Origin of the sequence: Paludibacillus litoralis (assembly GCF_037646705.1) — a bacterium.
Taxonomy (GTDB): domain Bacteria; phylum Pseudomonadota; class Alphaproteobacteria; order Rhodobacterales; family Rhodobacteraceae; genus Pikeienuella; species Pikeienuella litoralis.
In genome coordinates this window covers 152698-174955 of sequence record NZ_JBBHER010000004.1, presented here as the reverse complement: position 1 = coordinate 174955, position 22258 = coordinate 152698, and the positions used below count along the sequence as shown (strand labels likewise).

General features: G+C 67.8%; 20 protein-coding genes. 9 read left to right on the top strand and 11 right to left on the bottom strand.

Annotation, left to right across the window (positions count from 1 at the left end; translation table 11 throughout):
• Positions 1-65: 65 nt before the first annotated feature.
• The gene (gene fghA / locus WG921_RS07690; protein WP_340108924.1) at positions 66-899 is read left to right on the top strand and encodes an S-formylglutathione hydrolase; all 834 of its coding nucleotides are present in this window, start codon (positions 66-68) and stop codon (positions 897-899) included.
• 340 nt (positions 900-1239) lie between these two features.
• On the opposite strand, the gene WG921_RS07685 is transcribed toward fghA, so the two are convergent.
• The 3 genes from WG921_RS07685 to WG921_RS07675 all read right to left on the bottom strand — a co-directional run bounded on the left by WG921_RS07685 (position 1240) and on the right by WG921_RS07675 (position 6127).
• Positions 1240-3903, bottom strand: coding sequence for a TRAP transporter large permease (locus WG921_RS07685; RefSeq protein ID WP_340108634.1), 2664 nt, complete (start codon positions 3901-3903; stop codon positions 1240-1242).
• A gap of 10 nt (positions 3904-3913) precedes the next feature.
• On the bottom strand, positions 3914-4891 hold the full coding sequence (locus WG921_RS07680) for a TRAP transporter small permease subunit (protein WP_340108633.1): 978 nt from the start codon (positions 4889-4891) through the stop codon (positions 3914-3916).
• 150 nt (positions 4892-5041) lie between these two features.
• Positions 5042-6127, bottom strand: coding sequence for a TRAP transporter substrate-binding protein (locus WG921_RS07675; protein ID WP_340108632.1), 1086 nt, complete (start codon positions 6125-6127; stop codon positions 5042-5044).
• A 462-nt stretch (positions 6128-6589) separates the two neighbouring features.
• Between WG921_RS07675 and WG921_RS07670 the strand changes: the two genes are divergently transcribed.
• Positions 6590-7807: a patatin-like phospholipase family protein gene (locus tag WG921_RS07670; RefSeq protein ID WP_340108631.1), complete on the top strand. Its 1218-nt coding sequence runs from the start codon at positions 6590-6592 to the stop codon at positions 7805-7807.
• A 124-nt stretch (positions 7808-7931) separates the two neighbouring features.
• Here WG921_RS07670 and WG921_RS07665 read toward each other — a convergent pair whose 3' ends face one another.
• Positions 7932-8765 carry a universal stress protein gene (locus WG921_RS07665; RefSeq protein ID WP_340108630.1) on the bottom strand — a complete coding sequence of 278 codons (834 nt, stop codon included), beginning with the start codon at positions 8763-8765 and terminating at the stop codon, positions 7932-7934.
• A gap of 203 nt (positions 8766-8968) precedes the next feature.
• On the opposite strand from WG921_RS07665, the gene WG921_RS07660 reads away from it, so the two are divergent.
• The 5 genes from WG921_RS07660 (at position 8969) to WG921_RS07640 (ending at position 12936) form a co-directional block, all read left to right on the top strand.
• Positions 8969-10264, top strand: coding sequence for an MFS transporter (locus tag WG921_RS07660; RefSeq protein WP_340108629.1), 1296 nt, complete (start codon positions 8969-8971; stop codon positions 10262-10264).
• Positions 10265-10403: 139 nt separating this feature from the next.
• Complete coding sequence (locus tag WG921_RS07655; protein ID WP_340108628.1) at positions 10404-10613, top strand: twin-arginine translocase TatA/TatE family subunit; 210 nt, start codon at positions 10404-10406, stop codon at positions 10611-10613.
• Between the two features lie 33 nt (positions 10614-10646).
• Positions 10647-11108, top strand: coding sequence for a Sec-independent protein translocase protein TatB (gene tatB / locus WG921_RS07650; RefSeq protein WP_340108627.1), 462 nt, complete (start codon positions 10647-10649; stop codon positions 11106-11108).
• 5 nt (positions 11109-11113) lie between these two features.
• The gene (tatC, locus tag WG921_RS07645) at positions 11114-12040 is read left to right on the top strand and encodes a twin-arginine translocase subunit TatC (protein ID WP_340108626.1); all 927 of its coding nucleotides are present in this window, start codon (positions 11114-11116) and stop codon (positions 12038-12040) included.
• Positions 12037-12936, top strand: a complete 900-nt coding sequence (locus WG921_RS07640; RefSeq protein ID WP_340108625.1) for an ATP-binding protein — start codon at positions 12037-12039, stop codon at positions 12934-12936. Before tatC ends, WG921_RS07640 begins: the two co-directional genes overlap by 4 nt.
• A 48-nt stretch (positions 12937-12984) precedes the next feature.
• Here the strand turns inward: WG921_RS07640 and WG921_RS07635 are convergent, their stop codons facing one another.
• The 4 genes from WG921_RS07635 to serS all read right to left on the bottom strand — a co-directional run bounded on the left by WG921_RS07635 (position 12985) and on the right by serS (position 16861).
• Complete coding sequence (locus WG921_RS07635) at positions 12985-14055, bottom strand: LysM peptidoglycan-binding domain-containing M23 family metallopeptidase (protein ID WP_340108624.1); 1071 nt, start codon at positions 14053-14055, stop codon at positions 12985-12987.
• Positions 14056-14057: 2 nt separating this feature from the next.
• Positions 14058-14720, bottom strand: coding sequence for a protein-L-isoaspartate(D-aspartate) O-methyltransferase (locus WG921_RS07630; RefSeq protein WP_340108623.1), 663 nt, complete (start codon positions 14718-14720; stop codon positions 14058-14060).
• Complete coding sequence (gene surE / locus WG921_RS07625; RefSeq protein WP_340108622.1) at positions 14717-15493, bottom strand: 5'/3'-nucleotidase SurE; 777 nt, start codon at positions 15491-15493, stop codon at positions 14717-14719. The genes WG921_RS07630 and surE overlap by 4 nt, the downstream gene beginning before the upstream one ends.
• 75 nt (positions 15494-15568) lie before the next feature.
• Positions 15569-16861 carry a serine--tRNA ligase gene (serS, locus tag WG921_RS07620; protein ID WP_340108621.1) on the bottom strand — a complete coding sequence of 431 codons (1293 nt, stop codon included), beginning with the start codon at positions 16859-16861 and terminating at the stop codon, positions 15569-15571.
• Between the two features lie 175 nt (positions 16862-17036).
• On the opposite strand from serS, the gene WG921_RS07615 reads away from it, so the two are divergent.
• Positions 17037-18176, top strand: a complete 1140-nt coding sequence (locus tag WG921_RS07615) for a polysaccharide biosynthesis/export family protein (protein WP_340108620.1) — start codon at positions 17037-17039, stop codon at positions 18174-18176.
• Between the two features lie 28 nt (positions 18177-18204).
• Here the strand turns inward: WG921_RS07615 and ribD are convergent, their stop codons facing one another.
• The 3 genes from ribD to glyA form a co-directional block, all read right to left on the bottom strand.
• Positions 18205-19332: a bifunctional diaminohydroxyphosphoribosylaminopyrimidine deaminase/5-amino-6-(5-phosphoribosylamino)uracil reductase RibD gene (ribD, locus tag WG921_RS07610; protein ID WP_340108619.1), complete on the bottom strand. Its 1128-nt coding sequence runs from the start codon at positions 19330-19332 to the stop codon at positions 18205-18207.
• Position 19333: 1 nt separating this feature from the next.
• Positions 19334-19801 (bottom strand): transcriptional regulator NrdR, encoded by a 468-nt coding sequence (nrdR, locus tag WG921_RS07605; RefSeq protein ID WP_340108618.1) that lies wholly within the window; start codon positions 19799-19801, stop codon positions 19334-19336.
• A gap of 159 nt (positions 19802-19960) precedes the next feature.
• On the bottom strand, positions 19961-21256 hold the full coding sequence (glyA, locus tag WG921_RS07600; protein WP_340108617.1) for a serine hydroxymethyltransferase: 1296 nt from the start codon (positions 21254-21256) through the stop codon (positions 19961-19963).
• Positions 21257-21456: 200 nt separating this feature from the next.
• Between glyA and WG921_RS07595 the strand changes: the two genes are divergently transcribed.
• Positions 21457-22230 (top strand): NAD kinase, encoded by a 774-nt coding sequence (locus WG921_RS07595; protein ID WP_340108616.1) that lies wholly within the window; start codon positions 21457-21459, stop codon positions 22228-22230.
• Positions 22231-22258 lie beyond the last annotated feature (28 nt).

Here is a 22258-nt window from a genome sequence, read left to right as displayed (position 1 = left end):
CCGATAGAATGGGTTCTCCGATTGCGGCGCGGCCGCGATATTTGAGTGAAAGGCGCCGTATGGCATTGGAAATGTTGAGCGATAACAAGAGTTTTGGCGGCTGGACCCGGCGCTACACCCATCATTCGTCCACGTTGAACTGCGACATGCGGTTCGCGATCTATCTGCCGCCGCAGGCTGCGGACGGACGAAGAGCGCCGGTGCTCTACTGGCTCTCCGGGCTGACCTGCACGGAGGAGAATTTCATCCAGAAAGCCGGCGCCCAGCGTATGGCCGCGGAGCTCGGCGTCGCGCTTGTCGCCCCCGACACCAGTCCGCGCGGCGCGGATGTGGCGGATGACGATGGGTATGACCTCGGGCAAGGCGCGGGGTTCTATGTCAACGCCACCCAGCCGCCGTGGAGCCGCCATTTTCATATGTATGACTACGTGTTGAACGAGTTGCCCAAGGTGATCGAAGACGCCTTTCCGGTCAGCGACAAGCGGTCTGTCTTCGGGCATTCGATGGGCGGGCACGGCGCGCTTGTTCTGGCTTTGCGCAATCCCGAGCGGTTCAGGTCCGTCTCGGCCTTCAGCCCGATCGCCAATCCGGTCGATTGCCCCTGGGGCCAGAAGGCCTTCACCGCCTATCTGGGCGAAGATGCCGCGACCTGGGCCGATTACGACGCGAGCCTGCTGATGCGCGCCGCCGCGGGGGGCGTTCCGGCCCTGGTGGACCAGGGCGAGGCCGACGCCTTCCTCGATGAGCAGTTGAAGCCGGAGGCGCTTGAGGCGGCCGCGAAGGCGAAGGGCTATCCGTTGCAGCTGAACCGCCGCGAAGGCTATGATCACAGCTATTATTTCATCGCCAGCTTTATCGACGACCACCTGCGGTTCCACGCAAAGCACCTGAGCGCGTAACCGGGCGCGGGTCGCTTTCGGCGCCGGACGGGCGGGGCGGGGCGTTCGGGCTTGCGTCGCCCCCTCGATCATCCTGACGCCCAGCCTGTCGATGGCTGCGATCGCCGGCTTGCCCACTGCGCCGGCCGGCCGTTTCATCTCTGGGGTCATCGCAGCCGAACTCCGCGGCGCCGCCCCTCGGCGCGCGGCTGGTCAGGCCGCCGCTCTGATGGGCCTGTGAGCGACGCTCGGCGATATTGAAGCCGTCGCCCATCTTCGCCGTCGGACTTTCCCGCGTCTTGCGATGAAAACGCGCCCGGAGGGGCCTCTCCGGGCGCGCTTCCCGTTCATCGGGGCGGGCTCAGAAATAGAGCGAGATGTCCCGGTGGTCCGCCAGGCACGACGCGAGATAGAGCGCCTGTTCGCGGCTGAGTTTCTCCCGCCCGCGCGCGCCGATCGAATCCCCGATCTCGGCGAGGTAGGCCTGAATCCCGGGCGCCAGCGGCGCGGCGGCCTCTCTCCATGCGGCCTGCTCGGCATAGGTCTCCATGGCCGCCCGCCAGTTTTCCAACGCTTTGTCCCGATCGAAGGATTTGGCCCGAAGCGCGCGGCGCGCTTTCGAGAGCGCCGAGCGCACATCGCCTGCGCCGTCCACGGCGCCGACCTTGCCCTCGGCCGCCTTGACGGCGTCCTCCAGTTCTTCGGCCCGCGCCTCCTCGGCCGCCTCGATCATCGGGCCAAGCGCTTCTATATCGGGGCCAAGCGCCGTGAACGCTTCGTTGGCCCGAAGAACCGCGAGCACCGCGGCCGGCTCGTCCCAGGCGGTGTCCGCGGCGCGCTGATAGCGCGAGCGGGCCGCGTCCTCGGCGTCGGTGAGGGCGTTGAAGTCCTTGCTCGCTTGCTCCCATTCCTCGGGAATGGACGCTGTCAGTCTGTCGCGCTCCTCCGTCAGCGTCGCCACGTCGTCCGTCAGCCTGGCCTTCAGAGCGTCGTCTTCGGGGTCGTGTATCTGGCTGATCCGGGTTCGGAGCAGATCCATCCGTCCCTCCCGCTCGCGAATCTCGCGTTGAATGCGGCGCACGACGGTGAGCAGCGGCCGGAAGTCGGAGGAGGCCGCCTCGACCGCATCCTCGGCGGCGAAAGTCGCTTCGAGCGCGGCGATCGCCTCCTCGGCCGCGCCGAACCCGGCGTCGAGTTTGGTCGCAAGCTCCTTCGGCAGAGCCGACACATCGAGCGATCGCGCGTCGGCGATCGCGTTCAACGTCGCGCCGCCATCGGCCGCGAGCTTCTCCCCGACATAATCGGCGAGGCAGAACTGCAGCCGCGGGTTGCGCGGCGGCGGCGCCGTGTCGCTGAGCAGGCTGCTGCGCGCGGGAAGATAGTTCACCAGGGGCGGATAGAACCCGACGATCAACAGCGCGATCAATTGGAGGCAGATGAAGGCGATCACGCCGCGATAGATCTGCACCGTGCGCACCACGGCGGGCGCCACGCCGCGAAGATAGAAGAGCGCGAAGCCGAATGGCGGGGTCAGGAACGAGGTCTGGATATTCAGCCCGACCATCACCCCGAACCAGACCGCGGTGATGTTCGCCCCGGGATCGGCCAGCAGGATCGGCGCCACGATCGGCACCACGACGACGGCGATCTCGATGAAATCGAGGAAGAACCCGAGGAAGAAGATCACCGCCATGACGATGATGAACTGCGACCAGAACCCGCCCGGCATGGACTGGAGGAAATCGCGCACCAGATCCTCGCCGCCGAAGGCGCGGAAGGCGGCCGTGAGCATCGCCGCGCCGAACAGGATGATGAACACCAGCGCGGTCGTCTTCGCCGTCTCCACCATCACGCCGTGCAGCGTGTCGCCGATCCGCATCGCCCGCCAGCCGCTCCAGATGATCCCGGCGACCATGAGAACCGCGCCCGCGGCGCCGAGCTGGATGCCGAATAGGTCCTCCGGCGTCGCCGCCGCCTTCAGGTTCATCGGGTAGGTCATCAGCGCGAAGACGATCGCGCCGAGGCCGACGATGGAGAGGATGGCCGGATAGTAGGTGGTGCGGGCGCCCGAATGGAGGCGGTAGCCGGCCATCACCAGCGCCCCGGCCGCGCCGATCGCGCCGGCCTGGTTCACGGTCGCGACGCCGGCGATGATCGAGCCGAGAACCATCAGGATCAGCGTCAGCGGGGGAACAAGCGTCATCAGCACCTTGCCCCAGAACCGCGCGTTCCGCTTGCCGTCGTAATGAACGGCCGGCGCGTGGGTCGGCCTGATGAGCGCGTAGATCAGGATGAAGGCCATGTAGAGCCCGACGAGAACGAGCCCGGGCGCGAGCGCGCCGAGGAACATCTCGCCCGCCGAGGTCGACCCGACGCCAAAGACCGAGGGCATCGAGATCTCGCCCGTCGCCGATTTGTAGAGCGCCTTTCGCGCGGTCGACGCCTGATCGGTCGCGGAGGCGAGCTGATCGGCGAGGATGATGAGGACGATCGAGGGCGGAATGATCTGCCCGAGCGTTCCCGAAGCGGCGATCGTGCCGCTGGCCAGCGAGGGCGAATACTTGTTCCTCAGCATCGCCGGAAGCGAGATCATGCCCATCGCCACCACGGTGGCGCCGACGATGCCGGTCGTCGCCGCCAGCAGCGCGCCGACGAAGACGACCGAGATGCCGAGCCCGCCCGGCACCGGCCCGAAGAGCTGGGCCATCGTGACAAGGAGGTCCTCCGCGATCTTCGAGCGCTGAAGCATGATTCCCATGAAGATGAAGAGCGGAATCGCGATCAGCGTATCGCGGTCGACGTCCCAGTAGACGCCCCGGAGGTTCGTCACTCCCGCCGAGAGCCATTGCGAGGGGCCGCCGGCGTGGAAATAGGCGTCCGTGTCGCCGGCGAAGAACCAGCCGGCGCCGGCGGCCAGCCCGATGGTGATGATCGCCGAGCCCGGCAGAGCGAAGGCGACCGGAAAGCCGGAGCCGAGCGCCATCGCCATGATCAGGACCAGGATGGCGAGAAAATAGAACTCCATGAAATCGTCCTCAGTGCGCGACAGGCGCGACTTCGCGGCGCCCCGGCTCGTCGCGCTTGTCCGCGACCGCTTCAAATAACTGGCTGACGAACTGGATCAGCATGGTGACGGCGAAAATGGCGAGAAAGGCCGCCATCTGGTATTTGACGTACATTCCGTTGGAGCCGGATTGCGACACTTCGAAACTCGCCACCGGGCTGTTGATGATCGAGGTCTTGCTGGCGAGGCCGATGTCGAGGATCACCCAGCAGGTGCTCATGCCGAGCAGGATCGCGCCGACCGCGTTGACGACGCCTTTGCGCCGGGTCGAGAACCCGGCGTAGAGCACGTCGACGCGCACATGCCCTTCGTCAAGCAGCGTGTAGGCCGAGGCGAAGAGAAAGAGCGCCGCGTACCAGTAACGCACGAGATCGCTCATCAGCGCCTGCTCGTAGGAAAAGACGAAGCGCGAGAGAACGATCAGAAGCTCCGCCGCGACGATCAGCAGCGCCAGCCAGGTGAAGCCGAGCGTGCGGGTGAACAGCCCGATGACGAACCCCGCGAGGATCAGCGGGCCGTGGATGTTCGGCCCGATGAAATGCGCAAGCCCGAGCGCGCGGGCGGTCTCCGCATCGAAGATGAAGTCGAGCGCGTTCTCGGCCCTGAGCAGAGAGATGGCCCCATCGACCAGGCCGACCATCAGCACCGCCCAGAACAGGGAGCGCACGAGATAGGCGTTGAAGGCGGTGATCCGCGCCGCGTCGCGCCTCAGCGACCGGGACGGCCCGATGAGGACATAGCCGAACGCCGCGGCGACGCAGACGACGTAAAGCGCGGTCGAGGCCTTGCCGCCGCCATGCAGGATGGCGCGGGCGCCCTCGAACTGGAACCAGACGACGAGCACGTTCTCGATCAGGAACGCGGCGAGGACGCCAAGCATCCCCCAACCGAAAAGCCGCAGCAAAGGCGCCGGCTCGCCAGCGTCGATCGGATTCGCATTCATGTTCATGGTTGACATGACGCTCCCTGTTTCAGCGCGCATGATGGCGTCTGACGTCTTTTTGTTTGTTGCGTCCGCGCCGCGTTCCGGCGCCGACCGGGAGTTTCAATCGGGCGGCGCAGAAGCGCCGCCCGCAGATGCGCCTGGGTGCTCGCCGCCTTACGTGAGGCCGAGAACCCGGTTGCGCTGACGCACGAATGTGTATTCGAACTTGTCCATGAAGCCGCCGATCTGCCGGAGATAGGACTGGTAGGCGTCGTCGATCCGCGCGGCGATCTCGGAATGCTCCCGGACTTCTTCGAACGCTTCCTCCGCCGCGTCGCCGAACGCGTCCCAGGTGTCGTCGTTGAAGTCGCGGACCTGAACGCCGTGTTCCTCGATCAGCTTCTTCAGGTAGACGCCGTTGTTCGCCTGGGTCTCCTCGTAGGAGTTGGCGTTCTCCTCCGTGCACGCGGCGCGGATGACGTTCTTCTCCCACTCGCTCAGCGAGCCGTACCAAGAGGCGTTCATGCCGAGGCAGGCCGAGGCGTTCGGCTCGTGCATGCCGGCGGTGTAGTAGTATTTCGCCGCCTCGTGGAACTTCATGAAGTAGTCATTGTAGGGGCCGATCCATTCGGCCGCGTCGATCGTGCCGGAGACGAGGTTCTCGTAGATCTGCCCGCCCGGCAGGACGACGGTGGAGGCGCCGAGCTTCGACAGCGCCACGCCGCCGAGGCCGGCGATGCGCATCTTGAGGCCCTTGAAGTCGTCGGCGGAATTGATCTCCTTGTTGAACCAGCCGCCGGCCTGGGTGCCGGTGTTGCTGCAGAGGATGCTCTTGATTCCGAACTGGCCCGCGAGCTCGTCCCAGAGCTCCTGACCGCCGCCGAACTTGATCCACGCGTTCGATTCCGTCGTCGTCATGCCGAACGGGACCACGGTGAAATAGGCGTAGGCCGGGTGCTTGCCGGTGAAATAGTATTCGCTGGCGCAATAGGCCTGGCTGTTGCCGGAGGCGACTTCATCGAAGACGTCGAACGCGCCGACGCGCTCGCCCGCGGCGTAATATTCGGTTGCGATCTTGCCGTCGGAGATCTCTCCGATCCGCTGCACCAGCCGCTGGATGGAGATCCCGACACCCGGGAAATCGCGCGGATAGGCCGAGACGATCGTCATCTGCCGGCGCTGCTGCGCGATCGCCGGCGCGGCCAGAGCGCCGCCGGCCCCGACAAGAGCCGCGCTGGAAAGGAATGTGCGTCGTTTCATTTCAAACTCCCTGTAATGTGCGCTTTGGATATGCGCCGTCACGTTGGCGCACCGCGCCGTCTGCAGGTAAAAGCATAGCGACGCCAAAGCCAAGCGGGAACAGTCGGATTGCCGCCGTTCCGGGGCGATAACCTCATAATCGGGGATTCGAGAAGGCGCGGCGCGAGCGCAGGGCGAGTTGGGGGAATACGTTTCGCGCAATGGTGGTGGGGCGCCGGCCAGACCAGGCGAGCCGAGGCTCACGATCCCGCCGGGCGGGGTCGACGGCCGCCTCTTGAGCTCGCAGGCGATGAACCCGAGAGGCCGCTCACGCACGAATGGCGCGCCAACGCCTCGCGGTTCTGGTATACGCGCAAGTGGTGAGGGCTTGGGAGCGCCGCTCAGGCGCGTCGGCGTCGGCGCAGGGCCGTCTCCGGACGATCGAATGACGCGATACAACCGAACGAGAAAGACGTGAACCCCATGCGACCATGCTCATATCGCCGACGCTCGCTGGTCCTGGCGCTGGCGGTCCTGCTCAGCGCCTGCGCGCCGAGCCTTGTCCGCAACCCGGCGCCCGAGGCCATGCTCGGCCAGGCGCACCCGCTCGGCGTTCCGGGCCTGCGGTCCTGGGGGGACGCGCTCAGCCCGGAGGATGTGGACGCCTTCGTCGAGAGACGGGGCGCCATCATGAAGGCCGCCTACGGACCGGAGATCGCGGCGGGGCGGACGCCCACGCTCAATTATCTCGCGCTTTCCGGCGGCGGGCAGTGGGGCGCTTTCGGCGCCGGCGTTCTGCGCGCCTGGTCCGACAGCGGCGCGCGGCCCGTGTTCGCCGGCGTGTCCGGCATCTCGACCGGCGCCATCATCGCGCCTTTCGCCTTTCTCGGGCCGAAATACGACCATGTCCTCGAGGAGATATACACCGGCTACAGCACCGAGGACCTGATCGAGCCGACGATCTTTTCGGGCCTGGTTTCAGGCGCTTCGCTCGCGGACACATCGAAGCTCGAGGCGATCATCGCCGAGAAGGTGACGCCGGCGCTGCTGGCCGAGGTCGCCGAGGAGCATCGCAAGGGACGTTTCCTGTTGGTCGGCACGACCAATCTCGACGCGGGCCGGCCGATGATCTGGAACATGGGCGCCATCGCCGCCTCGGGCCTCCCGGGCGCGCCGCATCTTTTCCGGCAGCTCATTCTTGCCTCCGCGTCGATCCCGGTCGCCTTTCCGCCGGCGATCATCAAGGTCGTGGCGCCGGATGGGCGGGTCTACGATGAGCTTCACGTCGACGGCGGCGCGACCTCGCAGGTGACCTTCGTCGCGCCTGACGTGCCGATCCGGGACGTGACCGTCGCCGCGCTCGGCCGAAATCTGGACCGGCGCCTCTATCTGATAATGAACAACGATCTTGCGCCGCCATATGCCCCGGTCCGGCCGCGCATCGGCGACATCGGAGGCGCGGCCGTCAGCGCGCTTATCCGCGGCAGCGGGACCGGCGACCTCTACAAGATCTATCTGATCGCCGAGCGCGACGAGATCGCCTTCAAGGCCGGCTGGATTCCCGCCGAACTGCCCTGTTCGGACCCGCAGGAAGCGTTCGACAAGGTGTTCATGAGTTGCCTCTACAAGGTCGGCGCCGATCTCTTCCGCTCGGGCGAATTGTGGCGTGATCTGCCGCCGAATTTCGTGCTTGAGCCCTGAGGATCCGCAGAGAGGAACGCATGAGGCGCGGGTTCGGGGCGGGCGCCGCCGTCGACGCTATCGACGGCTGACGCCGGATGGAGGTCTCAGCCCCATCAGCCCCGGACCTGGCCGCGCGGGGTGGTTAGCGCCGCGCGATCAGAAGGTCGCAGGGCGGATCCCGCAGAAGTTCTTCGGTGAAGCTTCCGAGCCGGGTCGGCGACAGCGCGGCGCGGCCATGCGCGCCCAGCGCGAGGAAATCAGGCTTCTCGCGCGCGATCGCGGCGCGCAACGCTTCGCCGACGGCGGCTTCGACCAGGTCGACGTCGCCCAGATCCTCGGGCAGGTGGGTGCGCGCCTTCCATTCCTCCAGCTCCGCCTGGGCGGCCGCACGAAAGAGGCCTCGCCCGCCCTCGGACGGATGATCGCCGCCGATGAAGCCCCTGAACGGAACCGAATAGGCGTGAAAGGCGTGGATCTTCGCCTTCGGAGCCACCAGCCGCGCGATCCGGAGCGCCGCGGCGGAAGCGGGCGAGAGGTCGACCGCCGACACCGCTCGCTCATAGGGCCGATCGGCGAGGCCGCAGGTCAGCAGCACGGGCACGGACGCGACGCGCACGATCTTCTCGACCGTGGTGGAGACGAAAAGGTCCATGAACGGCCGCAGCCGGTGCCGCCCGACCACGATCAGGTCCGCGCCGACTTCGTCCGCGACGCGGTTGATGTCCCGGATCGGATCGCCGAAGACGACCATCTCCTCATGGGCGACGTCGTTGTTCTGGCGCAGCGTCTCGCAAAGCGCGGAGAGCCGCTCGCGGGTCTTCTCCATCACCGTTTCGGCTAACGGCTCCGGCAGATCCTCGTCGACGACGGCCAGCGCGATCAGCCGCGCGCCGGTTTCCGCCGCAATCAGGAACGCGCGGGCCATCGCGCGGTCGGAGCGATGCGACAGGTCGGTCGCGACAAGGATGGCGTGCATAAATTTGCGCCTCTCTGGACTCTGCGATGTCGGCCGCCAGAAGTAGCGTTGGCGCGGGCGCTTTGCAACATGGGCGCGCGCGGGAAAGGGGCGCCGCCGAATGCTCAGGCGCCATCCGGCGTTTCCTGATAGCGTCCCGGCGGATCCGAGAGGGGGACGGAGAAATGGCGGCGAGGGGCGGGCGAAGGGCGGTCTTGGGCTGGATGTTCTACGATTGGGCGTCGCAACCCTTTCACACCCTGATCCTCACCTTCGTCTTCGCGCCCTATTTTGTCGCCATGGTGGCGGAGACGCCGGCGAAAGGGCAGGAGATCTGGGGCTACGCCGTCGCGATCGGCTCGGTGCTGATCGCGGTCTCGGCGCCGGTTCTCGGCGCGATCGCGGATTCGGCCGGGCCGCGCCGCCCCTGGATTCTGAGCTTTTCTGCGCTTTATGTCATCGGCGTCTCCGGGCTCTGGTTTGCGGCGCCGGGGGCGCAGAATCCGGCGGCGATTCTGATCTTCTTCGTGATCGGGCTGATCGGGGTGGAGTTCACGGCCGTCTTCACCAACTCGCTGTTGCCGATGCTGGCGCCGAAGGCGGATCTCGGCCGGATCTCCGGCTCCGGCTGGGCGCTGGGATATTGGGGCGGGCTTCTGGCGCTCGCCCTCGTTCTGGGCTTCCTGGTGCCGGGCCCGGGGGGCGAGCTGACGCTGTTCGGCCTGCGACCGGCCTTCGGGCTGGATCCGGCGCTGGGGGAGGGGGCCCGGGCCACCGGCCCACTCAGCGCGCTCTGGTATGTCGTTTTCATGATCCCGTTCTTCCTCTGGGCGCCGGACGCGCCTCGAAAGGCGGGCAGGGCGATGGACGGCCTCCGCCAGCTTCGCCAGACCCTCGCCAGCCTGCCGCGCGAGCCGAGCTTCTTCGCCTTTCTCGGCGCGTCGATGTTCTATCGCGACGCGTTGAACGGGCTCTATGTGTTCGGCGGCGTCTTCGCCGCCGGCGTTCTCGGCTGGGGCGCGTTCCAGCTTGGCGTGTTCGGGATCGTCGCCGCGCTGGCCGGCGCCGTCGGGGCCTGGGCCGGAGGGCGGGCGGATTGGCGCTTCGGGCCGAAGCCGGTGATCGTCGGCGGGGTCGTCGCGCTCATCCTTGTGTCCTGCGCCGTCGTCGCGACCGGGCGGAACGAGGTGTTCTTCATCGGCGTCGGCGCGCCCGACGCGCCGTCGAGCCTGCCATCGGTCGTGCTTTATGTCAGCGGCGCGGTGATCGGCGCGGCGGGCGGCGCGCTGCAATCGGCGTCCCGGACCATGCTGGTGCGTCAGGCCGCGTCGGGGCGGGTGACGGAGGCGTTCGGCGTCTACGCGCTGGCGGGAAAAGCCACCAGTTTCCTCGCGCCGTTCTTCATCGCGCTCGCGACCGGCGCCACCGGAAGCCAGCGGGCCGGCGTCGCTCCGGTGATCCTGTTGTTCATCATCGGCCTCGCATTGATGGCGCTGGTGACGCGAAACGGGCGGGAGTGAGCGCGGCGCGCGGCGCCGGCCAGAGGGCCTCCGCGTAAAAAACCCCGCGATCCGCTCTTTCCGCGCCGCATCTATTCCCATATGAGAGAGAGGAAGAGCGTGCGCTCAAGCCGCGCGCGACCAGATAAGGGAGAGTGCCATGGTTCCCGGTTGGATGCAGATCGCCCTCGTCGTGCTGCTCGCCGTCCTGCTGTTCGGCGGCCGCGGAAAGATCTCGTCGATCATGGGTGACTTCGCGAAGGGAATAAAATCCTTCAAGAAGGGCATGAAGGACGAGGACGAAGTCCAGCGTGTCGAGCGCGGCGACGGAGACCCGATCGACGTGACGCCACGGAAAGAGAAGGTCTGATCCCGGCGCGCCCGCGCGTGAGCGGATGACACCATGCTCGACATCGGTTTCATGGAGATTCTGGTGATCGGCGCCTTGGCGCTGATCGTCGTCGGCCCGAAGGAGCTTCCGGGCCTGCTTCGGACTGTCGGGCAGTTCATGGCCAAGGCGCGCGCGATGGCGCGCGACTTCCAGCGGACGATGGAGGACGCCGCGCGTGACGCGGATCTTGGCGATGTCGCCGACGTGGTGAAGAAGGGCGGCAAGCTGAACAAGCTGCCTTTTGACAATCAGGTCGTGAACAGCCTCAAGGATTTCGGCCAGACGGTGAAATCCGAGATGAACGCCGTCTCCCGAGCCGGGGAAGGCGCGATGGCCTCCGGCTCCGCGGCCCAGACCAAGACGCCGGCGCCCGCCGCCGCGGCGCCAAAGCCCGAAGCGCCCGCGCCGGCCGCGGCGCCCGCGCCTGAGACGCAGCCGGGGCCCGGCCCGGATACAACAGAAAAAGACGGTTGAGCCCGATGAAGGACGCCGATGGCGACGTCGCCGATGACGACGACGACGAGATGGAGGCGAGCCGCGCGCCGCTGATCACGCATCTCACCGAACTCCGCGATCGCCTGATCAAGGCGCTCATCGTGCTTTCGATCGCCGTGATCGTCTGCTTTTTCTTCGCGACGCAGCTTTTCGATCTTCTCGCCGCGCCGCTGCGCGGGGCGTTGACCGCGCGCGGGCTGGAGTCGAAGCTGATCTACACGGCGTTGCAGGAAAAATTCTTCACCGACATGAAGCTCTCGCTTTTCGGCGGGTTCTTCATCGCCTTCCCGTTCATCGCCATGCAGCTCTGGCGCTTTGTCGCGCCCGGGCTTTACCAGAATGAGAAAAAGGCGTTCTGGCCGTTCCTGCTGGCGACGCCGGTGCTCTTTCTCCTCGGGGCCAGCCTCGTCTACTTTTTCGTCGCGCCGCTCGCTTTCGGGTTCTTCCTCGATTACGGGAACAATACGGCGGGGGAGGTCGGAACCTCGACCCAGTTCCTTGGGCGGGTCCGGGAGTATCTCGGGCTGATGATGACCTTCATCCTGGCGTTCGGGATCTGTTTTCAGCTGCCGGTTCTGTTGACCCTGCTCGGCCGCGCCGGAATCGTCAGCGCCGACGGGCTCGCCCGGAAGCGGAAATACGCCATTGTCGGCATCGCCGCGGTGGCGGCGATCCTGACGCCGCCCGACCCGATCAGCCAGCTCGGGCTCGGCATTCCGATCTATCTGCTCTATGAGATCTCGATCCATCTCGTCCGCGCGTCCGAACGCCGCCGCGAGCGGGAACTGCGGGCCGCCGGGCTTTGGGTCGACGACGACGAGGAAGACGAAGACGACGACGAGGATGAGGAAGACGAGGGCGACCGAGCGGAGGACGAGGGCGCCCGCGAGACCGAACGGGAACCGAAATGAAAGACATGAAGACATCCGAGTTCGATCAGAGCGCCGCTGCGCTGGAGCGGATCGCCGACGCGTTGGAGCGGATCGCCCCGGCGCCGCGCCCCGCGCCGGATTTCGCCGCCGCCGACGCGTATGTCTGGCGCACCGACCCTGACCGGCTCGACCCTGCCCTCCGCGTCTCGCGCGTGCCGATCGGCCTTCTGGTCGGCGTCGACCGGGCGCGCGACACCCTTCTCGACAACACCAGACGGTTCGCCCAGGGGCTGCCGGCGAACAATGCGCTGCTCTGGGGCGCGCGCGGGATGGGCAAATCCTCGCTGGTCAAGGCGGCCCACGCCGCCGTGGCCGCCGAAGCGCCGGGCCGCCTCGCGCTGATCGAGATCCAGCGCGACGACATCCCCTCCCTCGACCGGCTGATGGCGCTACTCCGCGGCGCCGAGCATCGGTTCCTGCTCTTTTGCGACGATCTTTCGTTCGACAAGGATGACAGCCATTACAAATCGTTGAAGGCGGTTCTTGACGGCGGAGTCGAGGGCAGGCCGGAGAATGTGATCTTTTACGCCACCTCGAACCGGCGGCATCTCATGCCGCGCGACATGATCGAGAATGAGCGCTCCTCCGCGATCAACCCGTCGGAGGCGACCGAAGAGAAGGTTTCCCTCTCGGACCGTTTCGGCCTCTGGCTCGGCTTTCATCCCTGCGGGCAGGACGAGTTTCTCGCCATCATCCGCGGCTATTGCGACGCGCTCGGCCTCGACATCGACGATGAGGCGCTCCGCGCCGAGGCCATCGAATGGCGTCAGACCCGCGGGGCGATCTCCGGCCGCGTCGCCTGGCAATTCGTCACCGATCTCGCCGGCCGGATGGGCCGCAAGATCGATTTCGACGAGGCGTCGGCCCGGGCGTAAGCCTTCGGCGGCGTCACGCCCCGGGCGCGCCCGGGGCCGCCTGGCCCCTCAGAGATAAGGTGCGGGGTCGATGCTCTCCGCGCCGCGGCGCACTTCATAATGCAGAGACGGCCCCTGCGGCGGAGCGAGATCGGCGACCTTCGCGATCACCTGACCCTTCTTGATGCGGTCTCCCTTGGCGACGGTGACATCGGCGACCCGGCCGTAAACGGTCAGATAGTCGTTGTCATGCCGGATGAGGATGATGGTCCCAAGGCCGCCCAGCGACTCGGAGATCAGCGCCACCGTTCCATCGCCCGCCGCGCGCACCGGATCGCCCGCCTTGGTCGCGAAATCGACGCCGTCGTTCCGATCCGGTCCCGCCGCGCGCGAGAACGGACGGGAGACCTCGGCGTCCACCGGCCGGACGAAGCCGCTCGGCCCGCTTTTCTTCGCCGCCGCCGCGGGCGCCTGCGCCGGAGTCGGCTGTGTGTTGGCGGCCGTAGTGGCGGTTTCTGGTTTCGGTTCCGGTTCCGGCGCCGGTTTCGCCTCCGGCGGCATGAGCGGCGCGGCTTCGACCTTGGGTTGGGCGGGCTCCTCGCCAATCGCCGCGCGCGCGCGCTCCGCCGACCAGACTTCGCCACTCGCGGCCGCGGCGCCGGGGCGGGCGGGCGCGGACGGCTCGTATCCCGGCGCGGCCGCCTCCACCGTTGGGCTGGCGGAGGCCGTCACCGTCCCCTGATAGCGCCCGGGTTTCGCCGGCAACACCAGTTCGTCGCCCTCGCGCGGGGTGTATTGCGTCGAAAGCCCATTATAGGCGGCCAGTTCGGAGCCGGTGAGGCCGACCCGCGCCGCCATGCTGTCGATGCTGTCCCCGGCCCGGGCGCGTATGGATTCGTAGCCGTCATAATAGACGACCCCCCGCGAATCCGCCTGGCCGGAGGGCACCGGCGAAGGGGCGGCCAGAGGCGCCGCTTGCGAGGGCTGCGCCTCGGGCCGCGCCGTCGGCGACGGCGAGACCGGCGTGCGATAGGTGATCGGCGCCGGCTCGCGCGGCTCGCCCGCGCAGGCGGCGAGGATCAGCGCCGCCGCGGGCAGCAGAAGCGTCGTTGGACGAAGCGTCTTTTGTGTCAACGGCATCTTCAATCTCCTTCATCCTTCGCGACATCGGGCAGAAGGGGTACGAAACGAACGTCGGCCAGTTCCTGATAGTCGAGTCCCGCGTCGGTCTTCACGATTCTGATCAGTTGCTGCATCTCGTCCGATTGGCCGACCGGCAACACCATAACGCCGCCGACGCGGAGCTGGTCAAGAAGCAGCCGCGGCGGATCCTCCGCCGCCGCTGTGACGAGAATGCGGTCGAACGGCGCCTGCTCCGGCCAGCCGAGCGCACCGTCCCCGGTCATGATCGAGACGGTGGAGAGCGCCAGCGCCTCGATCCGCGCCCGCGCCTGGCGCGCCAGCGGGCGATGGCGCTCGATCGCGTAGACCCGCCGCGCCAGCCGCGCCAGCACCGCCGCCTGATAGCCCGAGCCCGCGCCGACCTCCAGCACCTTGCAGCGCGGCGTCACCTGCAGCGCCGCCGTCATCAGGCCGACGACGGACGGCTGGGAGATGGTCTGTCCGCAGGCGATCGGGAGAGGGATGTCCTCGAAGGCGCGGTCGCGGAACGCCCGGTCCAGAAAAAATTCGCGCGGGGTCTTTTCGATCGCGTCCAGGACCCGCGCATCGGTGATCCCCTTCTTGCGGAGCGAAAAGACGAGCCGCATCATGCCTTCGGTTCGCGCCTCCGGGCTGAGGCTCATTCCGTGGCCTTGAGCGAGGCGCGCGCCTCGGCCAGAATCGCGTGGTCGGTGAGATCGGGGCGCATCGGCGTCGCGGTGATCCACCCATTGGCGCAAAGCGTGAAATCCACCCCGAGCCCCGGCTCGGCGTCGCCGCTGGCGCGCGCCAGCCAGAAATAGCGGCGCTGGTTGGGCGCGATCGTCTCCTGAACGTGGAATGCGCCGCCGCGCGTGCCCTGCGCCGCGAGGGTGAACCCCTTCACGTCGGCGGGCGCCAATGGCGGAAAGTTCACGTTGTAGAAGACATGGACATCGACCGGCAGCGTCAGAACCTTGCGCACGGTCTCCGCGCCGTGCGCGCGCGCGGCGGCGAACGGGTCCTTCGGCGCGCTCGGCCCCGTCCCGAAATACTGGCTGAGCGCAACCGCCCTGACGCCCTGTATCGCGGCTTCCTTCGCTCCGGCGATGGTTCCGGAATAGACCGCGTCCTCGGCCACGTTATGGCCCCGGTTGACGCCGGAGAGCACGAGATCCGGCGCGTCCGGCAGGAGCTTCACGATGCCGGCGATGGCGCAGTCGGCGGGATAGCCGTCGATGCAGAAGCGGCGCTCGCCAAGCTGCGTGACCCGCATCGGCGCGGTGTAGGAGACGCAATGCGCGGCGCCCGAGCGCTCGGTCTCCGGCGCGACGACCCAGACCTCGCCGTCCGGCCCCGCGAGTTCGGCCGCGATCTCCTCGGCCACGCGCAAGCCGGGAGCGTTGATGCCGTCGTCATTTACAACAAGAATTCGCATGCCCACCCCGTTCCCGAATTGAGTGGTGTAAAGCGGCGGGCTCTGCGCGTCCACTCCCGTTGCGCTCCGCGCGGATCAGATAAGCGCGCCTTCCGCCGTGATCCGCGCGGCGCCCCGCATGTACGGGCGGAGCTTTTCAGGGATGATGATCCCGCCGTCCGACTCCTGAAAATTCTCCATCACCGCGATCAGCGCCCGCCCGACCGCGAGCCCGGAGCCGTTCAGCGTGTTCACGAATTCCGGCCGCGCCTCCGGGCCGCGCCGGAACCGCGCGTTCATCCGCCGGGCCTGGAAATCGCCGCAGAACGAGCAGGACGAGATCTCCCGATAGGTGTTTTGCCCCGGCAGCCAGACCTCGACGTCATAGGTCTTGCGCGCGCTGAAGCCGGTGTCCCCGGTGCAGAGAAGCAGCGTCCGGTAGGGGATCTCCAGCGCTTCGAGCACGCCTTCGGCGCAGCGGCGCATGCGCTCCAGCTCCGCCTCGCCATCCTCGGGGCGGGTGATGGAGACCATCTCGACCTTCTCGAACTGATGCTGGCGGAGCATGCCGCGCGTGTCCTTGCCGGCGCTGCCGGCTTCGGAGCGGAAACATTGCGTATGCGAGACCATGCGGCGGGGCAGGGCGGAATCCTCGAGAATCTCCCCCGCAACGGTGTTGGTCAGCGTGACCTCGGCGGTGGGGATCAACCACCAGCCGCCGTCGGTGCGGTAGCTGTCCTCCGCGAATTTCGGCAGCTGCCCGGTGCCGACCATCGCCTCGTCCCGGACCAGAACCGGCGTCCAGACCTCGGTGAGGCCGTTGTCGTAGACATGCATGTCGAGCATGAACTGCGCCAGCGCCCGGTGCAGCCGGATCAGCGCGCCGGTGAGGACGACGAACCGGCTGCCGGAGAGTTTCGCCGCCAACCCGAAATCCATGAGGCCCATCGCCTCGCCGATCTCGAAATGCTCTCTCGGCGGAAAGGTGAATTCGCGCGGCGCGCCCCAGCGGGCGATCTCGACGTTCTCGCTCTCGTCGGCGCCGTCGGGCGTGTCGCTGAGCGGCGAATTGGGGAGGGCCATCAGCGCGGTCTGAAGCCGCTGATCCTCCGCCTTCGCCTCTTCCTCGAGCCGCGCGATCTCGTCCTTCTTGGCGGCGACGACGGCGCGAAGCCGCTCGAATTCGGCGTCGTCGCCCTTCGCCTTCGCCGCGCCCACCTGTTTCGAGGCCGCGTTCCGTTCCGCCAGCGCCGACTCGGCCGCGGCGATCTTTTCGCGCCGCGCGGCGTCGAGCGCGAGAATGTCGGCGGAGCGCGGCTCCAGCCCCCGGCGGCGCAGCGCGGCGTCGAACGCTTCGGGATCTTCGCGGATCAGGCGGATATCGTGCATGATGTTTGCCCTCGGTTTTTCGCGGAGCGTTATGCATGAGCGGCGCGGGAGAGGCCAGAGCGCTCTCCGGCCGCTTTTTCGCAACTGGCGGCTGGCGTGGGCGTGTTTTCTGCTTTACGGTTCCTCCCAAGTCGCGCAGGCAAGGTCGACGAACCGAGGGATCGAGGGGACTGGAATGCAGGATCGGCTTCGCAAGGGAGCGCGCCTCGTCGCGATTCTCGCGCTGTCAGGAGTCGTCGCGGCCTGCGGGCTGCCTCGTTCGGGTCCCTATTACGAAGATCTGCGCTACAGTCAGGAGCAGCGGGACAATGTCGATCCCGGCTTCGATCTGATTCCCGTCACCCCCGAGATCGTCGAGACCATCAACGTGGCGGCGCCGCTCGGCTTTTCGCTCAACCTCATCGACGCGCAGCCGGAGAAGACCGCGGTGCTTGGCGTTGGAGACGTGGTGCAGATCACCGTCTGGGAACGGGGCGAGAACGGCCTCTTCTCGCCGATCGGCGGCGCCACCTCGCTCGTCTCCGAGATCGAGGAGAGCGGGAACATCTATCTCCCCTATGTCGGCGACGTCCGCGCCGCCGGGCGCACCGCCGCGGGGCTCCGCAAGCGCATCCGCGAACTTCTCGCCGACAAGACGCTGGATCCGCAGGTCGAGGTCGCGCGCAAGACCGGCGATTCGAAATCCATCACCATCACCGGCACCGCCGGAGTGGCGGGCGTCGTGCCGATCGAGCGGACGACGCGAAGCCTGCTCAGCCTTCTCGCCAAGACCGGGTTCGCCGTTCCCGATCCGGAGGTGATCCGCGTCACCGTGCGCCGCGACGGCGCCGAGGGCTCGATCTGGATGCGGGACCTCTTCGAGAATCCGGAGTTCGACGTGCCGGTCAGGGCCGGCGACGTGATCTTCCTGAACAAGGACACCCGCTATTTCCGCTCGCTCGGCGCGGTCGGGCAGGCGCGCGTGCCGTTCCCGACCCGGGACATTTCGGTGCTTGACGCGATCGCGCTTGTCGGCGGGCTGCAATCCAGCGCCTCGGACCCGTCGGGCGTGTTCGTCTTCCGGAAGGAATCTCCCGCCATCTCGGAGCAGATTTCGGAATTCGCGACCCCGGGCGAGCCGCGCAACATCGCCTATCTCCTCGACCTGACGGAAGGGAGCGGCATGTTCCTCGCGGACCAGATGCTGATGCGCGATGGCGACGTGCTCTATGTGACCGACGCGCCGTTCACCCGCTTCCAGAAGGTCGCCGGCTCCGTCGCGTCGATCATCGGCTTCGCCGGCACCAGCGCCGCCGCGGCGACCATCATCCCCTGAGCCGAGGGCCGCGCCCGGGCGGCGCGGCTCAGCGGGCTCTCGGCCGCCAGATGCTGATCACGTCCTCGCCGGCCCGCTCGACGCCCTGAAGCTCGAAGCGCGGCGCCTCCGACAGCGCCTCGATCTCGAGCGGGCCGAGCGCCGCCGCGCCCGAAGCGCCGATGGCGGCGCCCGCCGTCATCCAGACGATCTCATCCACCAATCCGGCGTTCAGAAGCGCCGCCGCGAGGCGGCCGCCCCCCTCGCAAAGCACGCGCGTAAGCCCCCGCGCGCCAAGCGTCGCCAACATGGCGGCGAGATCGAGCCGGCCATCCGCGCCCGCCGCCACCGGAATCAGGGTTCCCCATTCGGCCGCCGGCGCCGCGCCGGGCAGGTGGAGTCGCCATGTCGGCCCGGCCGGCCCCGGCGCCGCCAGCCGCAAGCCCGCCGGCAGCGAAAGGTCGGGCTCGGCGACGAGCCTGAGCGGCGCGCGGGCCTCAAGTCCGGGCAAGCGGACATCCAGCGCCGGATCGTCGGCGCGCGCCGTCGCCGCGCCCACCAGAACCGCGTCGCTCGACGCGCGGATGAGATGCGCGCGGGCGCGGGCGCCCGGGCCGGTGATCCAGCGGCTTTCGCCGGAGGCGGTCGCGATCCGCCCGTCCAGCGTCGCCGCCATCTTCAGCGTGAGAAACGGGCGCCCCGCGCGCTGGCGGAGCAGAAAGCCCCGATTGACCTCTTCGGCCTCGGCCGCCCCCAGCCCGATCTCGACCGCGACCCCGGCCGCGCGGAGCCGCGCGAATCCGCGCCCGAGAACCCGCGGATCCGGATCCTCCATCGCCGCGACCACCCGGGCGATCCCGGCGTCGATCAGCGCGTCGGCGCAGGGCGGCGTCCGGCCGAAATGCGCGCAGGGCTCCAGGCTGACGAAGGCGGTCGCGCCGCGGACGTCCGCGCCCGCAGCCGCCGCGGAGGCGAGGGCTATGGTCTCCGCATGCGGTCGGCCGCCGGCCTGGGTCCAGCCCCGCCCGAGAAGCCGCCCGCCGCGCGCGATGACGCAGCCGACCGCCGGATTCGGCCAGACCCCGCCGAGCCCCCTCCGGGCAAGCGCGAGCGCCATCTCCATCCAGCGTCGGTCGTCGTCGTCGTCGACCCCGGAGCCGACCCCGGATCCGGCCATCTCATTCCTCGTTCTGAAGGGGCGGGCGCAATTCGGCGACGAAATCCTCGAAATCGTCCGCTTCCTGAAAATTCTTGTAGACGCTGGCGAAGCGGACATAGGCGACGGTGTCGATCCGCGCGAGGCTCTCCATCACGATCTCGCCGATCGCTTCCGAGCGCACGTCGCTCTCTCCCGTGCTCTCCAGCCGGCGCACGATGCCGGAGATCATCTGATCGATCCGGTCCATCTCGATCTGGCGTTTCTGCAGCGCGATCCGGATCGAGCGCGCCAGCTTGTCGCGGTCGAAATCCTCCCGCCGGCCGTTCTTCTTCACGACCGTCAGATCCCGGAGCTGCACCCGCTCATAGGTGGTGAACCGGCCGCCGCACGCCGGGCAGAGCCGGCGCCGCCGAATGGTGACATGGTCTTCCGCAGGGCGGCTGTCCTTCACCTGTGATTCCGTGTCGCCGCAGAATGGACAGCGCATCTTGATCCCTCTCTCCCATTTTCCGGCGCCATTATAGGCGCGCCGCGAAGGGAAGGGTAGGGCGCGCGGCGCGGCGCCAGATATGGCCCGTGCGGCGTTTCGCGCCGGAAGAAGGAGGGGCGGCCGGGGGCGCCTGATCCGGCGCGCCCGGTCAGCCGGTCAAAGCCCGTCGTAGATCGGGAACCGCTCGGTCAGCGTCTTGACGCGGGCCTTCACCCGCGCCTCGACCGCCTCGTCGCCCGTCCCGCCGCTGGCGGCGAGCCCGTCCACGACCTCGACGATCATGTCGCCGATCTCGCGGAATTCCGTCTCGCCAAACCCGCGCGTCGTGCCGGCCGGCGCGCCGAGCCGGACGCCGGAGGTCACCGTCGGCTTCTCCGGATCGAACGGGATGCCGTTCTTGTTGCAGGTGATGTTGGCGCGGCCGAGCGCCTGTTCCGTCGCCGCGCCGGTCACGCCCTTCGGCCGGAGATCGACAAGAAGGAGATGCGTGTCGGTGCCGCCGGTCACGATGTCGAGCCCGCCCTTGATGAGCTGATCCGCGAGGGCCCGCGCGTTGGCGACCACCGCGGTCTGATAGGCGCGGAACTCGGGCGTCAGCGCCTCGCCGAAGGCCACGGCCTTCGCCGCGATCACATGCATCAGCGGCCCGCCCTGAAGCCCCGGGAAGATTGCGGAGTTGAACTTCTTCGCCAGCGCCTCGTCATTGGTCAGGATCAAGCCGCCGCGCGGGCCGCGAAGGGTCTTGTGCGTCGTCGTCGTCGCGACATGCGCGTGCTCCAGCGGATTGGGATGGACCCCCGCCGCCACCAGCCCGGCGAAATGCGCCATGTCCACCATGAGATAGGCGCCGACGCTGTCCGCGATCTCGCGGAATCGCGCGAAGTCGATCCGCCGCGGGACGGCCGAACCGCCCGCGACGATCAGCTTCGGCTTGCGCTCCTCGGCCTTCGCCTGGATCTCGTCGTAATCGATCAGATTGTCCTGCCGACGGACGCCGTAATCAACCGCGTCGAACCATTTCCCGGAGAGGTTCGGCTTTGCGCCATGCGTCAGGTGCCCGCCGGCGGCGAGGCCCATCCCCATGAACGTGTCGCCCGGCCGCAGCAGCGCGAGGAACACCGCCTGATTGGCCTGCGAGCCGGAATTCGGCTGAACGTTGGCGAAGCCGCAATTGAAGAGCCGCTTCGCCCGCTCGATCGCGAGCGTCTCCATCACGTCGACATGCTGGCAGCCGCCGTAATAGCGCCGCCCGGGATAGCCTTCGGCGTATTTGTTGGTGGCGACCGAGCCCTGCGCCTCCATCACCGCGCGGCTGACGATGTTTTCGGAGGCGATCAGCTCGATCTCGTCGCGCTGGCGGGTCAGCTCGGCGCCGATGGCGGCCGCGATCTCCGGGTCGCGCTCGCTGAGCGGTTCTGTGAAAAAGCGCGTGGCGCGTGCGTCGGCGGTCATGGGCGTCCTCTCTCTTCGGCGGCCGGCGTGGCGGGTCGCGGCCCGCCATGGATGGCGTCGCCGCCGCTCATATAGCGCCTAAGCGAGCCGACGGAGAGATTCAACGCCGCGCGGCCGATAAATCAGGCCCGGCGCGCAGTCCTGCGATTGCGCCCCGGCGAAAACCCCGGCAAGGTCCGCGCGAAATAGAGGGCTCTCGCATGACGCCGGACAAGATCCATTTCACCGCATCGAGCGCGCCGGTCGCGCAGGACGCCTTCGCGAAGATGACCGCGCGCTACGGCCAGGTCGCGGCGAGCGAGGCCGACGTCATCGTCGCGCTCGGCGGCGACGGCTTCATGCTTCATACGCTGCACGAGACGCTCCATCTCGCCGCGCCGGTCTATGGGATGAACCGCGGCTCGGTCGGCTTCATGATGAACGAATACGCCGAGGACGATCTTCGCGCCCGGCTGAGCGAGGCGGAGCTGGCGACGATCCATCCTCTGCTGATGAAGGCGACCACTGTTAACGGCATGGTCACCGAATCTCTCGCGATCAACGAGGTCTCGCTCCTCCGGATGACGTTCCAGGCGGCCAAGCTGCGGATCAGCGTCGACGGGCGCGTGCGCCTGCCGGAGTTGATCTGCGACGGCGCGCTGATCGCGACGCCGGCGGGCTCCACCGCCTATAATCTCTCCGCGCACGGGCCGATCCTGCCGATCGAAAGCGGGCTGATGGCGTTGACGCCGATCTCCGCGTTTCGGCCGCGGCGCTGGCGCGGCGCGGTGCTGCCGCATGACGCGACCGTGACGATCGAAGCGCTGGAGGAAACGAAACGCCCGATTCTCGCCGTCGCCGACTCGACCGAGGTCCGTCAGGTCTCGAAGGTCGAAGTGTCCTTCCACCGCGAGATCGAGATCAATCTTCTCTATGACGCCGGCCACGGGTTGAACGAGCGGATATTGAAGGAACAGTTTCTCGGAGACAATTGATGGCCGTTGTTGACCCGCGCGTGAACTC